Below are 16306 nucleotides of genomic sequence, written 5' to 3' on the forward strand. Positions count from 1 at the left end.
AAAGAAAAAAACACCCCTACCGGATTTGGATGGGGTGTTTCTTTTATTCAATACACTAACCCAACGGCAGAGAATACGAATAACAAACAAAGGACGAGAATCGGCAGGTTGTATTCTTTTCTGATGATGGTAAGCAGGGCGAATATACCAAGGGAAATCGTCGACAGGGCACTCGCTGCGTAACTTGCAGGGACTGCGACGGAAAACCAATCCATTAAAATGGTTGCATAGACGAGCAGAACACCAATGACGAAGGAATATTTTTTCATAAGCAGGGTGGTACGGTCGACTGCTTTTGCCGGTTTAATAGTCACATTCCCCAGGAGATCGCGATTACTGATTTTCGTATATTCTTCATTCAGTCTCGGGTAAATCGGCTGCATATAAGGTGCTTTATTCTGAATCGAATCGAATCCCCAGGCGAGGCGTGTATCTCCAATCATATAGGTGGAGCTGTCTGTCGGCGGATCGACGGATGAGTAAGAGGGGGTAAGCTCCCGTTCCGGGTCGATGGAAAATACGACACGGTTTCCTTCTATACCTTTTTCGTATTTCTTTTTATTAGAGAAGACTCCGTACTTGATGGTCGCTCCGATATTGCGAAGTGGATGCCGGAAAAAGGTCCACATGGCGATGCTTACGTCCATGGGTGTCCATCCCTTCCCTTCAAGGAAAACCTCATTCCAGGCGTGCGGTTCATTCTTCCCCATCCAAGCCCCGACGAGCACTCTTGCCGGGATGCCCAGGGAACGGCAGTAGGAAGCGAGAAGCGCAGAAAGCTCTCCGCAGTCTCCTTTTTTTGAAGCTTTACAGTAGGGAACCCCCCGTTTGTTGAATTTCGTTGAGTATTTATAATGGTCACGGATGTGTCGGAAAAGAAGGCGTACTTTCGCATGATCGTCGACGGCATCACGGACGATTTGTTGTGCTTCTTGAAGCGTCTCCTCATCAACCGGTATGAGGGAGGAGCTTCTGAGGAAGAAGGCTTTTTCTTCTGCGCTTTTTCCTACCGGGTCCCAATAACCTGCCTCCGCCTTCATGGAAAGCTGTGCATTTCCATCCAAGTGGAAGAAATAGAGATCCCCTAAGAAAGGATGGCTGGTACGGCGCGTGGGAGAAGCGCCGGGGAACGTGACATTCCGGCAATCGTCCGTCACAGAAAGCCAAACGTCGATTCCTTTGCTGCTTCTATTCTCGTATAAGAATTCGAATGTTTTTCGTTTCATGAAGCATTGCTCCCTTTTACGGATATTTTCTCAGGCAGCTTCTCCCGGAACCGCTTCATCCATGTCCAAGCCCGTTGATATTCCTTGTTGTTCAACAGCAGGAAGTCCAGTCCTATCATGATGGCTGAGAAAGTGATCAGTCCCATGACGATGGCAATTCCGATATGGAACGCTATGATTCCTGCGATGATGGTATACTTCGCATATTTGTTGAACAGGGCGAGTGGAAATGCCAATTTGATCAGGATGGAAGCATAGGTGAAGAATACGATGAAATACGTATTGCTTGTGAGAACGCCTTCCCAAAATTCGGAAGAGTATTGTTCTACCTGCAGAATATAGTAGAGCGCGGTTCCACTGTTCCACCGTTCGCCCATGATCTGATAGATTCCCGAAGTGAAATACATGATAGACAATTGGATGACGACGAAAGCAAGCCCGAAATTATGGATGATGGCAAACGTATCTTTCCATCGATCCAGGAACTTCGGCCGTCTAAGGAACGTAACGGAGAAGTACGCCGTAACATTCATAAACAGCATATAGAAAAGACACAAGTACAGGATGTTATCGCCGCCGTCGCTGATGAACGCATTTCGGTTAATGAGTGAAAAGGTGAACAGGAAGTTCATGATTTGTGTGAATTTGCCACCGGTCCCGATCATGAACAAGAAAGAGAAAATCAAACCTGCATGAAACATGACCTCGAAATAGGCGGCACTGTCAGACAGGCCGTAAACCGAAAAAGGGAGCCGGTAGATCGTATTGTAAATATCGTTCGAAATGACGCCGCTGTCCGCCCAGTAGAAGTGTCTTAATGGATAGTTGATGACATAGTTGTAAACCAGGATCGCACCGAGGACGATCCTTGTCACACTCGCTCCGATTAAATGTTTAGGGGAGGTGAACCAGTCGATTATTCTATTCAGCATGTAGAGGGCTCCCTTCAGACGTCGTATGAATCCACATAGAAATAATCTCTCCATTCAAAATCGATGTACTGTGCTTCCCGTTTATAATCAGGATTGTTTCGCTCGGAATAAGGAACAGGAGAGACCTCCATGATCCGGACATTCACTTCCTTCACTTCCCCGGCATCCGTCAACAGCGGAATGGAGGAGTTGGCAAAACGGTACAGGGCGTCGATCTGTTCGCTGCGCTGTTGTTCAATGACCTCTTCATTTACGACATCGGTCGCTTCTTCTTCCCCGGTTTTCTTCCTGTAGGCCATGACGAGGTCATTAGGTCGGTAAATGCTGAAGAAAATCCCGGAAGGTACCCTCGCTGCGCGGTTAATGGCACTGAACCGGTTCTGTTGATTGGAATCGAGAATCGGGGTGGATATGTCGTTCCAATCCGATTCTTCTCCACTATCCGTCCGGTATTTGACGAGGATCTTATGATTCTTCGATATAGGCTCCGGGGCAAATAAGTTCCAGTTTTGATAGAACAGCGGATCTTTATACTGGTTGATGGCTTCCCTGTGGGTGACGGAAACAGGGTTGTTCGGCCCGACGGAAAGACCGAGCATCGTAAAGTGGAAAACTAGAAAAATCGTTCCGGCTAGGATAAGTACGAGGTGCCCTGGCTTGTTCATGACGGCCTCCTTTATGTTATGGTAATGATTGACAAAGGTAACGAGAGAGGATGACGACATTGAAAAAGTTCTCCTATGCCGCTTTGATTGCTGCGTCCGTTTTAAATATGCTGATTGCAGGCGCTACGTTAGCCGGATTGTTCTTAGTGGACACTCGTAACGGATTGAACGGGACAGAGTATTGGCTGGTCGGTAACCAGGCGTTTTTAGTAGCTACGCTGCTTGTGTTCATCGGGACGCTTGTACTCTTTTATCTTTTAGCGAAAGGACGGCCTGAAAAAAGAATTGCACCCTGGTTCATCGCCGCCGGACTTTTACTGATCCTCACATCATTGGGATCCAGCTGGGTGACAAGTGCGCTTTTCTTTTTCGGCGGGTGGACAATTGGATCATCCGGGGAATGATGCGGGCTTTCTATGTATCTTTATGTTCCGCTTTCTCCGACCTTTTAAACCCAAGAATACTATAATTTGACATATAGACGGATGCATGAGAAGCTGGTAATTGTAAAAATACACCAAGGAGGAATTGCATGAAGTATAAGAAATTCGGAGCTATTGCACTAGCTGGGACTGTTGTATTAGGATCATTGGGAATGTCATCGTCTTTAGCCGCTTCGAATGAAGTAAGTCCGGAAGAGCAGAAGAAAGTCACAGGAGAAAATGCGGAAACCGTAGAGCCTGAAGCAGTACCAGCCATCGTCGGAACGGCGTTTCTGACAGGGGCAGCGGGTGCAGCGGGTGCGAAGGTCGGGGATGCTGTCGCTGACTTCGCTGTAGACAAGCTCAACGGCCACGAAAATGTTGACCCTGCTATTAAGGAAGATGCAAACCTTGATGTCATTTTTGACTGAAATACGAGCGATTAAGTAGAGATGATAATAGATAGAAAGATAGCCTGGCCCTGTTGGGTCAGGCTTTTTTTATGTATCGGGTGTCGTAGACAAGAGGACGGAAGCAGTCCTTATTCGCGTCTGTGCCTGGAGGCATATCTATTCCAAAGGTGGTAGCTGATCCAGAAAGCAAGAACGATGAGGAAGGAGTATTCTCGGTAATCCTCCGGGAGTGTAAGGTAGGTGAGGACGGCGGCAAGGAGGAAGGGCGGCAGTAAAATCCAATATCGTTCTCGGTTTGTCCGTTTCTTCATAAAAGTCCTCCCGACTTTTGTATCTTTCCTTTATGGAAGCGTATCATATCGACGGAAATTTTGGAAGGAGATGCCATCTATAAGCCTTTCCGGCCTCTGCGGCTTCAAAAATATGTTATGATTTAAATGGATTCCAGTTGGTTAAACACTAAGTAATCCTGTAAGTAAGGGATTAGATAGATAGGGATAGATTCAGAAAGGGGATACATAGTCTTGAACGCGAAATATTTGGATTTACTTGCTCAGAAATACGATTGTGAAGAGAAAGTAGTGACAGAGATCATCAACTTGAAAGCGATCCTCAATCTGCCGAAAGGGACCGAGCACTTCGTCAGCGATCTGCACGGGGAATACCAGTCCTTCCAGCACGTGCTTCGGAACGGCTCCGGACGTGTGCGGGAGAAGATCATGGACTTGTTTGCCGACGATCTTACAGAAGAAGAGATCAACGAGTTCGCTGCCCTGGTCTACTATCCGGAAGAAAAAATCAAGATCATCAAGAACGGCTTTGGTAACAAGGAAGAGCTCAATCAATGGTATGCGCTCATCATCGACCGGATGCTGAAACTGATTTCCTATGCCTCTTCCAAATACACACGGAAGAAACTCCGCAAAGCCCTTCCGCAGCAGTTCGACTACATCGTCGAAGAACTGCTGTACAAAACGGAAGACTACTACAATAAAGAAGATTACTATAATAAAATCGTCCAGCAGGTCATTTCGCTCGGTCAGGCGGACAAGTTGATCATCGGGCTTGCCTATACGACTCAGCAGCTCGTCGTGGACCACCTGCACGTCGTTGGGGACATTTACGATCGTGGGCCGGAACCGGATAAAATCATGGAGACGCTCATCAACTACCACTCGGTCGATATCCAGTGGGGAAACCATGACGTCTTATGGATCGGTGCCTTCGCCGGTTCCAAAGTCTGCCTTGCCAACATCATCCGTATCTGTGCTCGCTATAACAACCTCGATATCATCGAAGACGTTTACGGAATCAACCTGCGGCCGCTGCAGAACCTGGCGGATAAATACTATGACGAAAATGCTGCGTTCCGTCCGAAAGTGCAGACCGATTCCAAGCTTTCGGATGATGAGATCGCACAAATCACGAAGATCCACCAGGCGATCGCCATGATCCAGTTCAAGCTGGAGAGTCCGATCATCAAGCGCCGTCCATATTTCAACATGTCGAACAGGCTTCTTCTTGAACAGATGGATCTGGAGAACAAAGAGCTGACCGTCAACGGCCAAGCCTATCCACTGGAGAATACTTGTTTTTCAACGGTCGACCCTGAAGATCCTGCCCGCCTCCTTGAAGAGGAGCAGGAAGTGATCGACAAGCTGTTGTTCTCCGTCCAGCATTCGGAGAAATTGGCCCGACACATGAAATTCCTCATGAAGAAGGGGAACCTGTATTTGAAATATAACGGAAACCTTCTGATTCACGGATGCATTCCGCTGGATGAAGACGGCAACCTGGAGAAAATGACGATAGAAGATCAGACGTACGGCGGCCGCGAGCTTCTCGATAAATTCGAGTATTACCTGCGTCATTCCTTCGCACATCCGGAGGAAACCGACGATCTCGCAACAGACATGGTCTGGTATCTATGGACAGGCGAATATTCGTCGCTCTTCGGGAAGCGGGCGATGACGACGTTTGAGCGGTATTTCATTAAAGATAAAGCGACACATAAAGAAGTGAAGAACCCGTACTATACGCTTCGTGAATACGAAGAGACCTGCCATACGATCCTTGAGGAGTTCGATTTGGATCCGGAGCACGGTCATATTATCAACGGCCATACGCCGATCAAGGAAATCGAAGGCGAGGATCCGATCAAAGCGAACGGCAGAATGGTCGTCATCGACGGCGGCTTCTCGAAAGCCTACCAGTCCACGACCGGAATTGCCGGGTATACGCTGTTGTACAATTCCTACGGCATGCAGCTCGTCGCCCACAAGCACTTCAATTCAAAAGAAGAAGTGCTGAGCAACGGGACGGACGTGCTTTCCGTCAAGCGACTCGTCGACAAGGAGCTCGAACGGAAGAAGGTACTCGAGACCAATGTCGGGGAAGAGCTGCTTCAGGAGCTTCATATTTTGAACCGTCTCATGCAGGAACGTTATATGAATTAAACAGACCCTCCGGCGAATACTTGCCGGAGGCTTTTTTTGTGTTTGGAAAAGTTGCGGAAATATCCATTGACTATCGAGGAGAATTCTTATATAAAGAAGACGATTGTAAAAAAACATGACGCCTGGGTAAGGGTTTTTATACATAACGCAGTCAGGTGGAAAGCGGGGAGTACATTATCCAGTTACAGCGAATCGTAGAAAGCAAAACGTTCACAAACTTCATTCTGGCGGTCATCCTTTTCAATGCCGTCCTGCTCGGTCTTGCGACAGACGAGCGGATTTACGCATCCTATGAGAATATCTTCATTCTTCTCGATATCGTCATCCTGGCGATCTTCACCATCGAAATCCTGATGAAAATAGTGGTCTACCGTCTGCGTTTCTTCCGAGATGGGTGGAATATCTTCGACTTTGTCATCGTATTCGGCACGCTTGTTCTATACAACAGCCACTTCATCGCTGTCCTGCGGATTCTCCGGGTTCTCCGGGTACTGCGGACGATTTCTGTCGTCCCATCGTTACGCAGGCTGACGACCGCACTGTTCATGGCCATTCCGGCGATCGGATCGGTGACGCTCTTAATGGGCATCATCTTTTACGTCTATGCCATCATCGGAACGAGCTTCTTCGGCGAACTTGCACCGGAATATTTCGGAGATGTCGGGTTAAGTACGCTGACGCTTTTCCAAGTGTTCACACTGGAGAGCTGGGCAAGCGGCGTCTTCCGGCCGATCTTTGCAGAAGTAACATGGTCCTGGCTGTATTTTGTTTCGTTCATTATCATTTCCGCTTTCATCATCCTCAACCTTATCGTCGGGGAAATCGTCAATAATGCCCAGCAGCTGTCTGAGCATGCCGAAGAGGAAAGCAGGGATATGGAACGGATCAAGCAGGATCTGCAGGAATTGAAGCAGATGATGAGAGAAAATGGAAAACATTGAAAGGCTGAGGGATTTCCCCCTCGGCTTTTTTGTATGCCGCACGTAACAGGAGTTCTTGTGTAAGGGTGTAGAAGAGATTCAGGAAATTTATTGAAACGAGAGGCTGTTTTTGTCGTATAGTTGAGTAGAAGGTTCAGAGGAGAAAGGGGTGGCTTACGCTGAGGCACTTGAAAGCATTTTTCGGCATCGATTTGATCGTCATTTTGTGGGCGGCTGTGATGGCATACGTCCGTTGGGATATCCCGCTGTATCTGTGTGCGGGGATCGCTCTGCTCGCGCTTTTGCTTACCTATACATGTGCGAAACAGTTGGATAAGAGATCAGCTGACGTGGATGGGATAGAATCATGAAGGAGGATTTCTAATGCTGTTATCTCCAATGAGGAACGAAGAGTTTCACCAATACCGAGAGCTGTCTGTACGGGAATATGCAGAGGAAAAGGTGCGTGCGGGGAATTGGAAGGAAGAAGAAGCGCTGGAGAAGTCGGAGGAGCAATTCCGTCAGCTGCTTCCGGACGGCGTGAATACGGTGGATCATTACCTGTTCACCATGCAGGAGGACGGGGAAGCGGTCGGAGTGATCTGGCTTTACAGGCAGACCCCTGAGAAAGGGTTCATCTACGACATTAAAGTGGACGAGAGTAAACGCGGGTTCGGTCACGGAAAGCGGGCGATGCGTGCGTTGGAAACAGAAGCAGAGAAGCTCGGGCTGTCAACGATCGGGTTGCACGTGTTCGGACACAACAAAATCGCCCGGCGCTTATATGAGAAGTTAGGCTACATAGAAACGAATATTTCCATGGAGAAGAAGCTGCCACGAGACTCCTAGAGAAAGGAGAGGGAGTTCGAATGGAAAACCGGAAAGCCGTTCATCGAATGGTTTTCGATTATGGAAGCGGTCGTACGGATCGTTGGCGTTTGCTACATGTTTTTGATATTCACTCGACCGGAAATGCCGGGAGAAGGTTTTGTGCTGGCAGCCATCCTGCTGCTTTTAACGGGTGTCCGGGTGTTTAGGGCTATGGCAGAAGGGCGGAGGAAGTCGGCTGCGGCTGGATCAGGGTTTGTACTTTTCGTTGCACTGGTCCTTGTCGTCGCTGTTTATTTGTAGGGAAGGAAGTGGAGTACATAATGGGAAGATATGTCCTGCAGGCGTTGAATTACGGGAAGGTGGAAACGTTGACCTATGGCGGAAAAACGTTTGAATCCGCCATCAGGAAAACGGCATCGGAAGCTCCGGTCTACCTGACAAAGGTCGGTTTGGCCGGGGATGAACAGGCGTATAAAGATCATGGTGGAGAAGACAAAGCGCTCTGCCTTTATCCTTATGATTACTATCCTTATTGGAAGGATATCGTCAAGGATCCTCCAGAGACAGCGCTGTTCGGAGAAAACTTGACTTGTGTCGGATTGACCGAAGAGAAGGGACATGTCGGAGACGTCTATGCATTCGGGGAAGCGGTCATCCAAATATCCGAACCGAGAAATCCTTGTTATAAGCTGGCGGCAAAGTATGCGGTGCCTGATATGGTGCTCCGCATGAGGGATACCGGTTTTACAGGCTTTCTCTTCCGTGTGCTGAAAGAGGGGTATGTTTCCAGTCAGGACGTCTTACTTTTGATGGAAAAAGGGGACGTTTCGATTGCGGAAGTGAACGAAGTGAAATTTCACGACCGTTATAATAAAGAGAAGCTGAAGAGAGTCCTCGCATCCGAAGCGTTGGCGGAGAGTACGAAAGCCCCGCTCCGTAAGCAGTTAACGAAGGCGGAAAGCATGGCCTGATGGAGAGAAAGGGTTGTGGAGAGAGATTTTTTATGAAGGTGGAAAATCGGAATTCGGACCTGCACGAACCATTGGCTGCGATAGAAGAAGTGCATTTTAGCGGCTGTAGTATTTCCCGAGAAATGATTGGAATTCTCCCCGCTGAGAATAAAGAAGAGAGCTGTTTGCGAACAGCTCTCTTCTTTGTTCTTACATATACCAGACTTCATTATTTGTCGATGATATGGCGACGGCGCCTGCTTTGATCGCTTCTACGACATCTTCTTTCTCGCATACAAGGCCACTGGCGATAATGGGGATATGTACTTTGTCTTTAACCCAGCCGATTGCTTTAGGCATCATGCCGGGGAGGATTTCTATGAAGTGGGGGGAGGAGTTTGCAATCTGCTTATCGATGCTTTTAAAGGAAATGGAATCGACAAGAAAGAATCGGTGAACCGTATAAAAACCGTAATTTTTGGCGGCGCGGACCATTTGTGCTTTCGTTGATATGATCCCGTCTGCCTGGGTGTTTTCTTTTAGGAACTGCAGGGAAACTTCTTTATTCGATGTACCTTCCAGCAGGTCGATGTGCACGAAAGCAAGCTTCCCGTGGGTTTTCACTTTCTCTACAATCTCACCTACATTGATGATGTCACTATTCAGGATGAATATAATTGTACAATCCGTCTGGATCGCTTCTTCTAATCCTTTGTCATCTTTTACAGCTGCGATGACTGGATTTTCTTCCAGCGCTTCTTCGACATGATCTCTCATAATAGTCTCCTTATCCACATATTTCTCTTTTTATTATATACAAATACTAGTTTAAGTAAAAGGGGAGGGCTCCTTGGGAAAGGAATCATGTCCGAATTTGACAGTCTGTGTAACTATGCCTATACTTATAGACAGTTAGAGTTACTAGAGCCGAGAGAAAAGTAACTTCCTCCTTGGGGGAAGTATGCTTTTCTCTCTTTTTTTTGCTCGAAAACTGCTCAGGAAGGAGTGGAAGATATGGACATGACCGATTTTTCGATGGATTTCTTTTCCTTGAAGGGAAAGACAGCCATCGTAACCGGTGGAAATACAGGCTTGGGTCGTGCATTTTCTCTTGCCCTGGCGAAAGCAGGGGCGGACCTTTTTATTCCGAGTCTTACAGAAGACGATGGAACGACGAGGCAACTTATTGAACAGACCGGAGCCAAGATGGAGTTCATGGAAGTGAACTTGACGGAAGACGGTGCCGCTAAAAGGATCGTCGACCGCTGTCTGGAAACGATGGGCGCGCTTGATATCGTCGTCAACAGTGCCGGGATGAATACCGTAGCAGAATTTAACGAGTTCGGACGGGACAAATGGGATCCGTTGATGCAGGTGAATTTAACGGCAGCGTTCGAAATGAGTCACGAGGCTGCGAAAGTGATGATTCCGAAGCGTCAAGGGAAGATCATCAACATCTGTTCGGTGTTTTCCTACCACGGAGGACAGGGTTCTCCTGCCTACACGGCGAGTAAGCACGGTATTGCCGGACTTACTAAGGCGTATTGCGATGAACTGGCTCAGTACAATATCCAAGTGAACGGGATCGCTCCCGGTTACTATGCCACAGATATAACGGAAAACACACGCAATGACCCGGCAGCCAACCAGAAAGTGTTGGATCACACACCTGCCAGCCGCTGGGGCGAACCGGCTGATTTGATGGGAGCGACCGTCTTTCTGGCAAGCCGGGCTGCCGACTACGTCAATGGACACATCATGGCAGTGGACGGAGGATACCTTGTCCGCTGATTAGGGAGAAAGGAGCTGGGGGCGAAATGACGGAACGCTACATAATTGGAGTCGACGGAGGATCACAGAGTACGAAGGTGGTGATCTACGACTTGAAAGGAAACCCGGTCAGCCGGGGAGTACAGCCGCTTAAGCCGGTGGATACTCCCGAACCCGGGCAGGTGGAGCATCCGGGAGATGATCTTTGGGACTCCCTTGCTGCTGCATCGAAAAAGGCGATGGATCAGTTCTCCGGTGACAGGGAAGCTATCGTCGGAGTCGGATTGTGCACGATCCGCTTCGTCCGCTGTCTGTTGAAAGCAGACGGATGCCTTGCTTCCCCAGCCCAAAGCTGGATGGATGAGAGGGTCTCCAAACCATATGAACAGGAAGATTCGGAAGTTTCCTACGTCACGACATCCTCTGGTTATCTCACGCATCGGCTGACTGGAGAGAAAAAGGATTCTGCAGGGAATTACCAGGGCCAGTGGCCGATAGATACGGATACGTGGGGGTGGAGTGAAGAGGATTCCTTGTATGAGCAATACAACCTGTCGAAAGACATGCTCTTTGACCTCTACCCTCCTGGAACCATCCTCGGCCATATCACGGAGGAGGCGTCTTTGGCTACCGGCATTCCGAAGGGGCTTCCGGTTGTTGCAACCGCCAATGATAAAGCGGTGGAAGCGCTTGGTGCGGGCATCCGCACACAAGAGACGGCACTGATTTCCCTGGGAACGTACATAGCGGGGATGGTGCACGGCGGTAGGCAGAATGTGAAGGAAGCAGAGAATTACTGGACGAACTTTTCTGCTGTACCGCAGGAGTATCTCTACGAAAGCGGAGGAATCCGGCGGGGAATGTGGACCGTCAGCTGGTTCAAAGAGCTGCTTGGTGAAGACCTCGTGAAAAAAGCGGAAGCGTCGGGGGTTTCACCGGAGGATTACTTAAACGCGGAAGCGGATTCCCGTGTCCCGCCGGGAAGTGACGGACTCCTTACCGTTCTCGACTGGCTGGCTCCTGCGGGGCAGCCGTATAAGAAAGGCATGATGATCGGCTTCGACGTCCGTCATACAGGTGCCCATATGTACCGGTCGATTCTTGAAGGGATCGCCCTTACGATGAAAGCCCACATGGATGCTATGTACGCGGAGATGGGAGAACGGCTGGAACGTATCATCCTTACGGGCGGGGGCTCCAACGGGGACTTGATGATGCAGATTTTTGCCGACGTGTTCGGTGTACCGGCAGACAGGAATGTGATCAACGGTTCCGCCAGCCTCGGGTCAGCGATTAATACATCCGTTGCGCTGGGGATCTACGAGAACTACGACCAGGCGATAACGGAGATGGTGAAGGTCAAAGACAGCTTTTCGCCGGACATGGACACGCACGATTTTTATACGCGGTTTAATGAAGAAGTGTACCAGCAAATAACGGCACATACAGACCCGGTTTTGAAGCAGGCGCATGCCTTTTTCAACCGGTAACAAGCTGCCGTTTTCTATAAATCTATCAATTTAAGATGAGGAGTTTTAACTATGGCATTGACAAGAGAACAGATTGTAAAGGACATCCAGGCATTTATTGCAGAAGACAGGGTCATTACGGAAGAAGAAGTGTTGAAAGAAAACAGTGTGGACCGTTTCCGTAAATATGAAACGATTCACGGGATCTACACGCAGCCGCTTCCTGCTGCTGTCGTCAAAGTGAAGGATGAGCAGGAAGTATCCGATCTCCTTCGTTATATGAACGACAACGGTATTAACGCTGTACCTCGTACCGGCGGTTCTGCTACGGAAGGTGGTCTGGAGACGGCTGTGGAGAATTCCATCGTCATCGATGGATCAGGAATGGATGAGATTGTAAGCATCGATCCGTACGATATGCTGGCGACCGTCAAATGCGGCGTTCCATTAGAAGTGTTGGAGGATAAGCTTAGGGAACAAGGGTTGACGACGGGCCACTCTCCGCAGTCGAAGCCGCTCGCTCAAATGGGCGGACTGGTAGCGACGCGTAGTATCGGCCAGCTTTCCACTTTGTACGGCGGCATTGAAGACATGGTGATCGGTCTGGAAGCGGTATTTCCGAATGGCGAAGTGACAAAAATCAGAAACATCCCGCGTCGCGCGGCAGGACCTGATATTCGTCATGTCATCATCGGCAACGAAGGAGCCCTTTGCTACATTACGGAAGTGACCGTGAAGGTCTTCAAGTATCAGCCGGATAACAACCGCTACTTCGGGTACTTATTGGATGATATGAAGAAAGGATTTGAAATTCTACGGGAAGTGATGGTGCAGGGGTACCGTCCGTCTGTGGCCCGGCTGTACGATCCGGAAGATGGAGCGGATCATTTTGATTTCTCGAAAGGTAAATGTGTCCTTATCTTCATGGTGGAAGGTCCGAAGGCTTTGGCGGAAGTGACGGGAGCAGCTATTGAAGAAATCGTCAGCGAGCACGGGCCGGCGGAACAAGTGGAAAGCCGTTTGATTCAGAACTGGTTCGAGAACCTGAACTGGGACCCGGCAAAAGTGCTGGAAGAGAGAAAAGAAATCAAAGAGACGAACAATATCGGATTTACGACAGAAGTATCAGGGACATGGGGCGTCATTCATGATATTTATGAGCGGTGCATCAAACGCGTGCGGGAAGAGATTCCTCACATTACTATGCTCGGCGGTCACTCCTCGCACAGTTACATGAACGGTACGAATATGTATTTCGTTTATTATTACGACCTTGTTGACATTAAGCCGGAAGAAGAAATCACCAAATATCATTATCCGATCAACAAGATCATTGTAGAAGAAACGATCAAGGCGGGCGGTTCCATGGTCCACCACCATGGTGTCGGAAAGCACAGAACCCCATGGATCAAAGAGGAATATGGTTCTTCCTATTATATTTTGGAAACGCTCAAGCAGGCATTTGACCCGAAAGGCATCATGAATAAAGGGACAATCTTCCCGAAAGAAGATAAGTAAATGCTTCTTCTCTAAATGTAGTCGACTGCCGGACCGGAATAAGAACCGGTCCGGCGGTGTCTGCATTTTTGTAATGACGAAACGGCAGAGGGAAGTTTGCTGAAACATAGAAAACCTGTTGAAAACAAGGAGGAAAAATATGAGTAGCAAAAAAAGGGTGCGGATTCGTCCGCTGGTATTTTTGCCGGCCTTTGTATTACTCTTACTTACGATTATTTTAAACTTTGTCAGCTATGATTGGTTTTTACACGTTACGACCGTCGCCAAAAACTTCATGACGCAGGAGCTCGGCTGGGTGTACAGTCTTGCAGGCGTCGCTTGTGTTATCCTGATTATCTTCGCGTACTTCTCTCCACTTGGAAACGTGAAGATCGGGGGAGCAGAGGCGAAGCCTTTACTTAGAAAGAAAACATGGTTTGCCATCACGTTGACAACGACGATCGCTGCCGGAATTTTGTTTTGGGGAACAGCAGAGCCGATTTCTCACTTCACCTCTCCTCCACAATCGCTTGGGATTGAGCCGATGTCTGCGGAGGCGGCCATTTTTGCAATGGAAACGCTCTATCTGCACTGGACATTCATCCCGTATGCGTTCTATTCCATCCCTACCATCGTGTTTGCCTTCGCTTATTACAATATGAAGCGCTCCTTTAGTGTAGGCTCGCAAATTTCGCCGGCTCTCAGGAATTACAATCAAGATAAAATCAACACGGTCGTGGATGCGGTGATCCTTTTTGCAGTAGCCGCGGCCATTGCTTCCTCCTTCGGTACGTCCGTAATGAATATGGGCGGAGGAATCAACTCGCTGTTCGGCATTGATAATGATAAATCGCTCTGGGTCGTCATCACCATCATCGGGACCATTGCCTTCATCGTCTCTTCCAGTACGGGTCTGATGAAGGGAATCCGGGTGCTGGCTGACTTTAATATCTACTTGTACTACATCATCATAGCTGCGCTTATCATTCTCGGTCCGACCGTCTTCATGTTCAGTATGGGAACGGAAAGCTTTGGAGGGTTCCTGTCGAACTTCTTTGATAAAGCACTGTTCACCGGAGAAACAGCGAACGACGATTGGGCAAGCGGCTGGACGACCTTCTATTGGTCGAACTGGATGGCCTGGGCGCCTGTAACAGCGGTTTTCCTGGCCAGGATCGCCTACGGATATACGGTCAAAGAAGTCATAATGATGAACTTCGTCATTCCCGGCTTTTTCAGTGTCCTATGGATGACGGTGCTGGGTGGAACCGCTCTTAATTTCCAAATGACGGGGAAGGTTGATCTGGCGGAAGTGATTGCTGAACAGGGAACAGGAGCAGCCGGTTACGCTGTTTTAAGTGAGTTGCCCTTTGCAAGTGTTCTGATTATCATCTACCTGCTTGCTGTCATGATTTCATTTGTCACGGCAACAGATTCGACGACGAATGCGATGGCAAGCATCAGTTCCACCGGGATAACCGAGGGGTCCCAGGAAGCTCCTGTCTTCATCAAAGTGACGTGGGGTGTGATTGTAGGTGCTGTTGCGCTGATTTTCATTTCCACCCTTGGGTTGGACGGGATTCGGACGCTTTCTTATCTGGGGGGGTTTCCGGCTCTCTTCCTCGGTGTATTGAGCTTGATTTCGTTAATGGTCATTATGAAAAATCCGAAGAAATTTGATCGTCATTCTTCAGATAGACAATAAAGGGAAAAGCCGGCAGATTGCCGGCTTTTTTTTAATGAAAAGGCTTAGTTAAAGTTTGGTGTTGATATTTGAACAATTAGAACAAGTGTCCTTGGTTCAAGCGTCTATATCTAATGGGAAAGTCTTTTTAAATTTTTCAATAAAACCCTGTATAGGCTAGCGAAGAGTTTTGTATTAGTCATTGGTACTTCGTTCGTTATATTGGGTGCTTGGGTGATATAAGCGTTACGGTTACCTCGGATTCATATCGTACGTAAACGGGGGCAATAGCTGAAAATTGTATAGTTAATCTTCAGCTATTTCTTTTATTCAAGAACGCAGTTGTCTAGAAGACAAAATTTCGAAGTGTTTTAAAAAAGGTACTCTTTATCCATTGTGTTGAAAATGAATTGTTAAATATATACATAGACATTTAGATAAGGTGTTGAGGTTGCTAATTCACTTGGTTTAAAACTATAGAACAAAAAGCGCTCACTTTTGGCGGTTTTTTATTTGTTTTAATTTGTGAACTTAATATCTTGATCAATGTCTACTAATGAATAGGTTATAGTAGAACTATTTAATTCAATTTCCTCATCATTTACTTCATCTAGCTTATCTAAACTCAAATCATTAAAATCTTTTTCATTAATATACCCATAAACTAATTTTGTTGAGTCATCGATTTCGATATAGTCGGAAGAATATACTTCTCCTGTAGACGCCAAGTGTGCTGTTCCTTTAGAATACTCCCAATTTCCATCGTTACTTTCCTGGAAAATTGATAAGCCAACTCCCTGGTTGTTTTCGCTATCTTCTAAAATATAAAAAACTAGTTTTCCAAACTCTTCATCTTGTTCTGCAATAATTTCTTCAAAGTGTTCTTGTTTTTCTTCTATCTGTTGTTCAAGGTTATAACTTTCCCCGGAATTTGCTTCTGAACAACCTACGATTAATGTAGTCAATACAAGGAGCGAGAAAACCTTCAAATAAGATGATTTTTGTTTTACAAACAAAATATCCACCCCAAACAAATATGATTATTATACATTTTAACAAATGTTAAAGGTG

The 16306-nt window shown here is 47.6% G+C and carries 18 protein-coding genes; 12 read left to right on the top strand and 6 right to left on the bottom strand.

The window, feature by feature from the left end:
- Nucleotides 1–47: 47 nt before the first annotated feature.
- Genes D479_RS13660 through D479_RS13670 form a run of 3 tightly spaced genes read right to left on the bottom strand, consistent with a single transcriptional unit; the run spans nucleotide 48 to nucleotide 2823 of the window.
- Nucleotides 48–1226 carry a transglutaminase-like domain-containing protein gene (locus tag D479_RS13660; protein ID WP_008638057.1) on the bottom strand — a complete coding sequence of 393 codons (1179 nt, stop codon included), beginning with the start codon at nucleotides 1224–1226 and terminating at the stop codon, nucleotides 48–50.
- Nucleotides 1223–2158: a hypothetical protein gene (locus D479_RS13665; protein WP_008638058.1), complete on the bottom strand. Its 936-nt coding sequence runs from the start codon at nucleotides 2156–2158 to the stop codon at nucleotides 1223–1225. The genes D479_RS13660 and D479_RS13665 overlap by 4 nt, the downstream gene beginning before the upstream one ends.
- Nucleotides 2159–2172: 14 nt before the next feature.
- A complete protein-coding gene (locus tag D479_RS13670; RefSeq protein WP_008638061.1) occupies nucleotides 2173–2823 on the bottom strand; it encodes a DUF5819 family protein in 651 nt (216 codons plus the stop codon).
- Between the two features lie 50 nt (nucleotides 2824–2873).
- On the opposite strand from D479_RS13670, the gene D479_RS13675 reads away from it, so the two are divergent.
- Together D479_RS13675 and D479_RS13680 are read left to right on the top strand one after the other, a co-directional pair.
- Nucleotides 2874–3227 carry a hypothetical protein gene (locus tag D479_RS13675; RefSeq protein ID WP_008638063.1) on the top strand — a complete coding sequence of 118 codons (354 nt, stop codon included), beginning with the start codon at nucleotides 2874–2876 and terminating at the stop codon, nucleotides 3225–3227.
- A gap of 128 nt (nucleotides 3228–3355) precedes the next feature.
- A complete protein-coding gene (locus D479_RS13680) occupies nucleotides 3356–3676 on the top strand; it encodes a hypothetical protein (protein WP_008638064.1) in 321 nt (106 codons plus the stop codon).
- 110 nt (nucleotides 3677–3786) lie between these two features.
- Here the strand turns inward: D479_RS13680 and D479_RS13685 are convergent, their stop codons facing one another.
- On the bottom strand, nucleotides 3787–3969 hold the full coding sequence (locus tag D479_RS13685) for a hypothetical protein (protein WP_026578449.1): 183 nt from the start codon (nucleotides 3967–3969) through the stop codon (nucleotides 3787–3789).
- 213 nt (nucleotides 3970–4182) lie between these two features.
- Between D479_RS13685 and D479_RS13690 the strand changes: the two genes are divergently transcribed.
- From D479_RS13690 to D479_RS13715, 6 genes are all read left to right on the top strand, one after another.
- The gene (locus tag D479_RS13690; protein WP_008638069.1) at nucleotides 4183–6114 is read left to right on the top strand and encodes a fructose-bisphosphatase class III; all 1932 of its coding nucleotides are present in this window, start codon (nucleotides 4183–4185) and stop codon (nucleotides 6112–6114) included.
- A 155-nt stretch (nucleotides 6115–6269) separates the two neighbouring features.
- Nucleotides 6270–7055, top strand: a complete 786-nt coding sequence (locus D479_RS13695; protein WP_008638070.1) for an ion transporter — start codon at nucleotides 6270–6272, stop codon at nucleotides 7053–7055.
- A 167-nt stretch (nucleotides 7056–7222) separates the two neighbouring features.
- Nucleotides 7223–7405 (top strand): hypothetical protein, encoded by a 183-nt coding sequence (locus tag D479_RS13700; protein ID WP_008638071.1) that lies wholly within the window; start codon nucleotides 7223–7225, stop codon nucleotides 7403–7405.
- Between the two features lie 13 nt (nucleotides 7406–7418).
- Entirely contained in the window at nucleotides 7419–7883 is a 465-nt protein-coding gene (locus D479_RS13705; protein WP_008638072.1) for a GNAT family N-acetyltransferase, read from the top strand.
- Nucleotides 7884–7943: 60 nt separating this feature from the next.
- Complete coding sequence (locus tag D479_RS13710) at nucleotides 7944–8165, top strand: hypothetical protein (RefSeq protein WP_008638073.1); 222 nt, start codon at nucleotides 7944–7946, stop codon at nucleotides 8163–8165.
- A gap of 20 nt (nucleotides 8166–8185) precedes the next feature.
- Complete coding sequence (locus D479_RS13715; RefSeq protein ID WP_008638074.1) at nucleotides 8186–8836, top strand: MOSC domain-containing protein; 651 nt, start codon at nucleotides 8186–8188, stop codon at nucleotides 8834–8836.
- Nucleotides 8837–9025: 189 nt separating this feature from the next.
- Here D479_RS13715 and D479_RS13720 read toward each other — a convergent pair whose 3' ends face one another.
- Entirely contained in the window at nucleotides 9026–9592 is a 567-nt protein-coding gene (locus tag D479_RS13720; protein WP_008638075.1) for a glycerol-3-phosphate responsive antiterminator, read from the bottom strand.
- A 237-nt stretch (nucleotides 9593–9829) separates the two neighbouring features.
- On the opposite strand from D479_RS13720, the gene D479_RS13725 reads away from it, so the two are divergent.
- The 4 genes from D479_RS13725 (at nucleotide 9830) to D479_RS13740 (ending at nucleotide 15256) form a co-directional block, all read left to right on the top strand.
- Complete coding sequence (locus D479_RS13725) at nucleotides 9830–10606, top strand: SDR family oxidoreductase (protein WP_008638076.1); 777 nt, start codon at nucleotides 9830–9832, stop codon at nucleotides 10604–10606.
- 26 nt (nucleotides 10607–10632) lie between these two features.
- A complete protein-coding gene (locus tag D479_RS13730) occupies nucleotides 10633–12075 on the top strand; it encodes an FGGY-family carbohydrate kinase (protein WP_008638078.1) in 1443 nt (480 codons plus the stop codon).
- Nucleotides 12076–12126: 51 nt separating this feature from the next.
- A complete protein-coding gene (locus D479_RS13735) occupies nucleotides 12127–13572 on the top strand; it encodes an FAD-binding oxidoreductase (RefSeq protein ID WP_008638080.1) in 1446 nt (481 codons plus the stop codon).
- 139 nt (nucleotides 13573–13711) lie between these two features.
- Nucleotides 13712–15256, top strand: coding sequence for a BCCT family transporter (locus tag D479_RS13740; RefSeq protein WP_008638082.1), 1545 nt, complete (start codon nucleotides 13712–13714; stop codon nucleotides 15254–15256).
- A 497-nt stretch (nucleotides 15257–15753) separates the two neighbouring features.
- Here the strand turns inward: D479_RS13740 and D479_RS13745 are convergent, their stop codons facing one another.
- Nucleotides 15754–16251, bottom strand: a complete 498-nt coding sequence (locus D479_RS13745; protein WP_008638084.1) for a hypothetical protein — start codon at nucleotides 16249–16251, stop codon at nucleotides 15754–15756.
- Nucleotides 16252–16306 lie beyond the last annotated feature (55 nt).

Source organism: Halobacillus sp. BAB-2008 (assembly GCF_000328325.1).
Taxonomy (GTDB): domain Bacteria; phylum Bacillota; class Bacilli; order Bacillales; family Halobacillaceae; genus Halobacillus.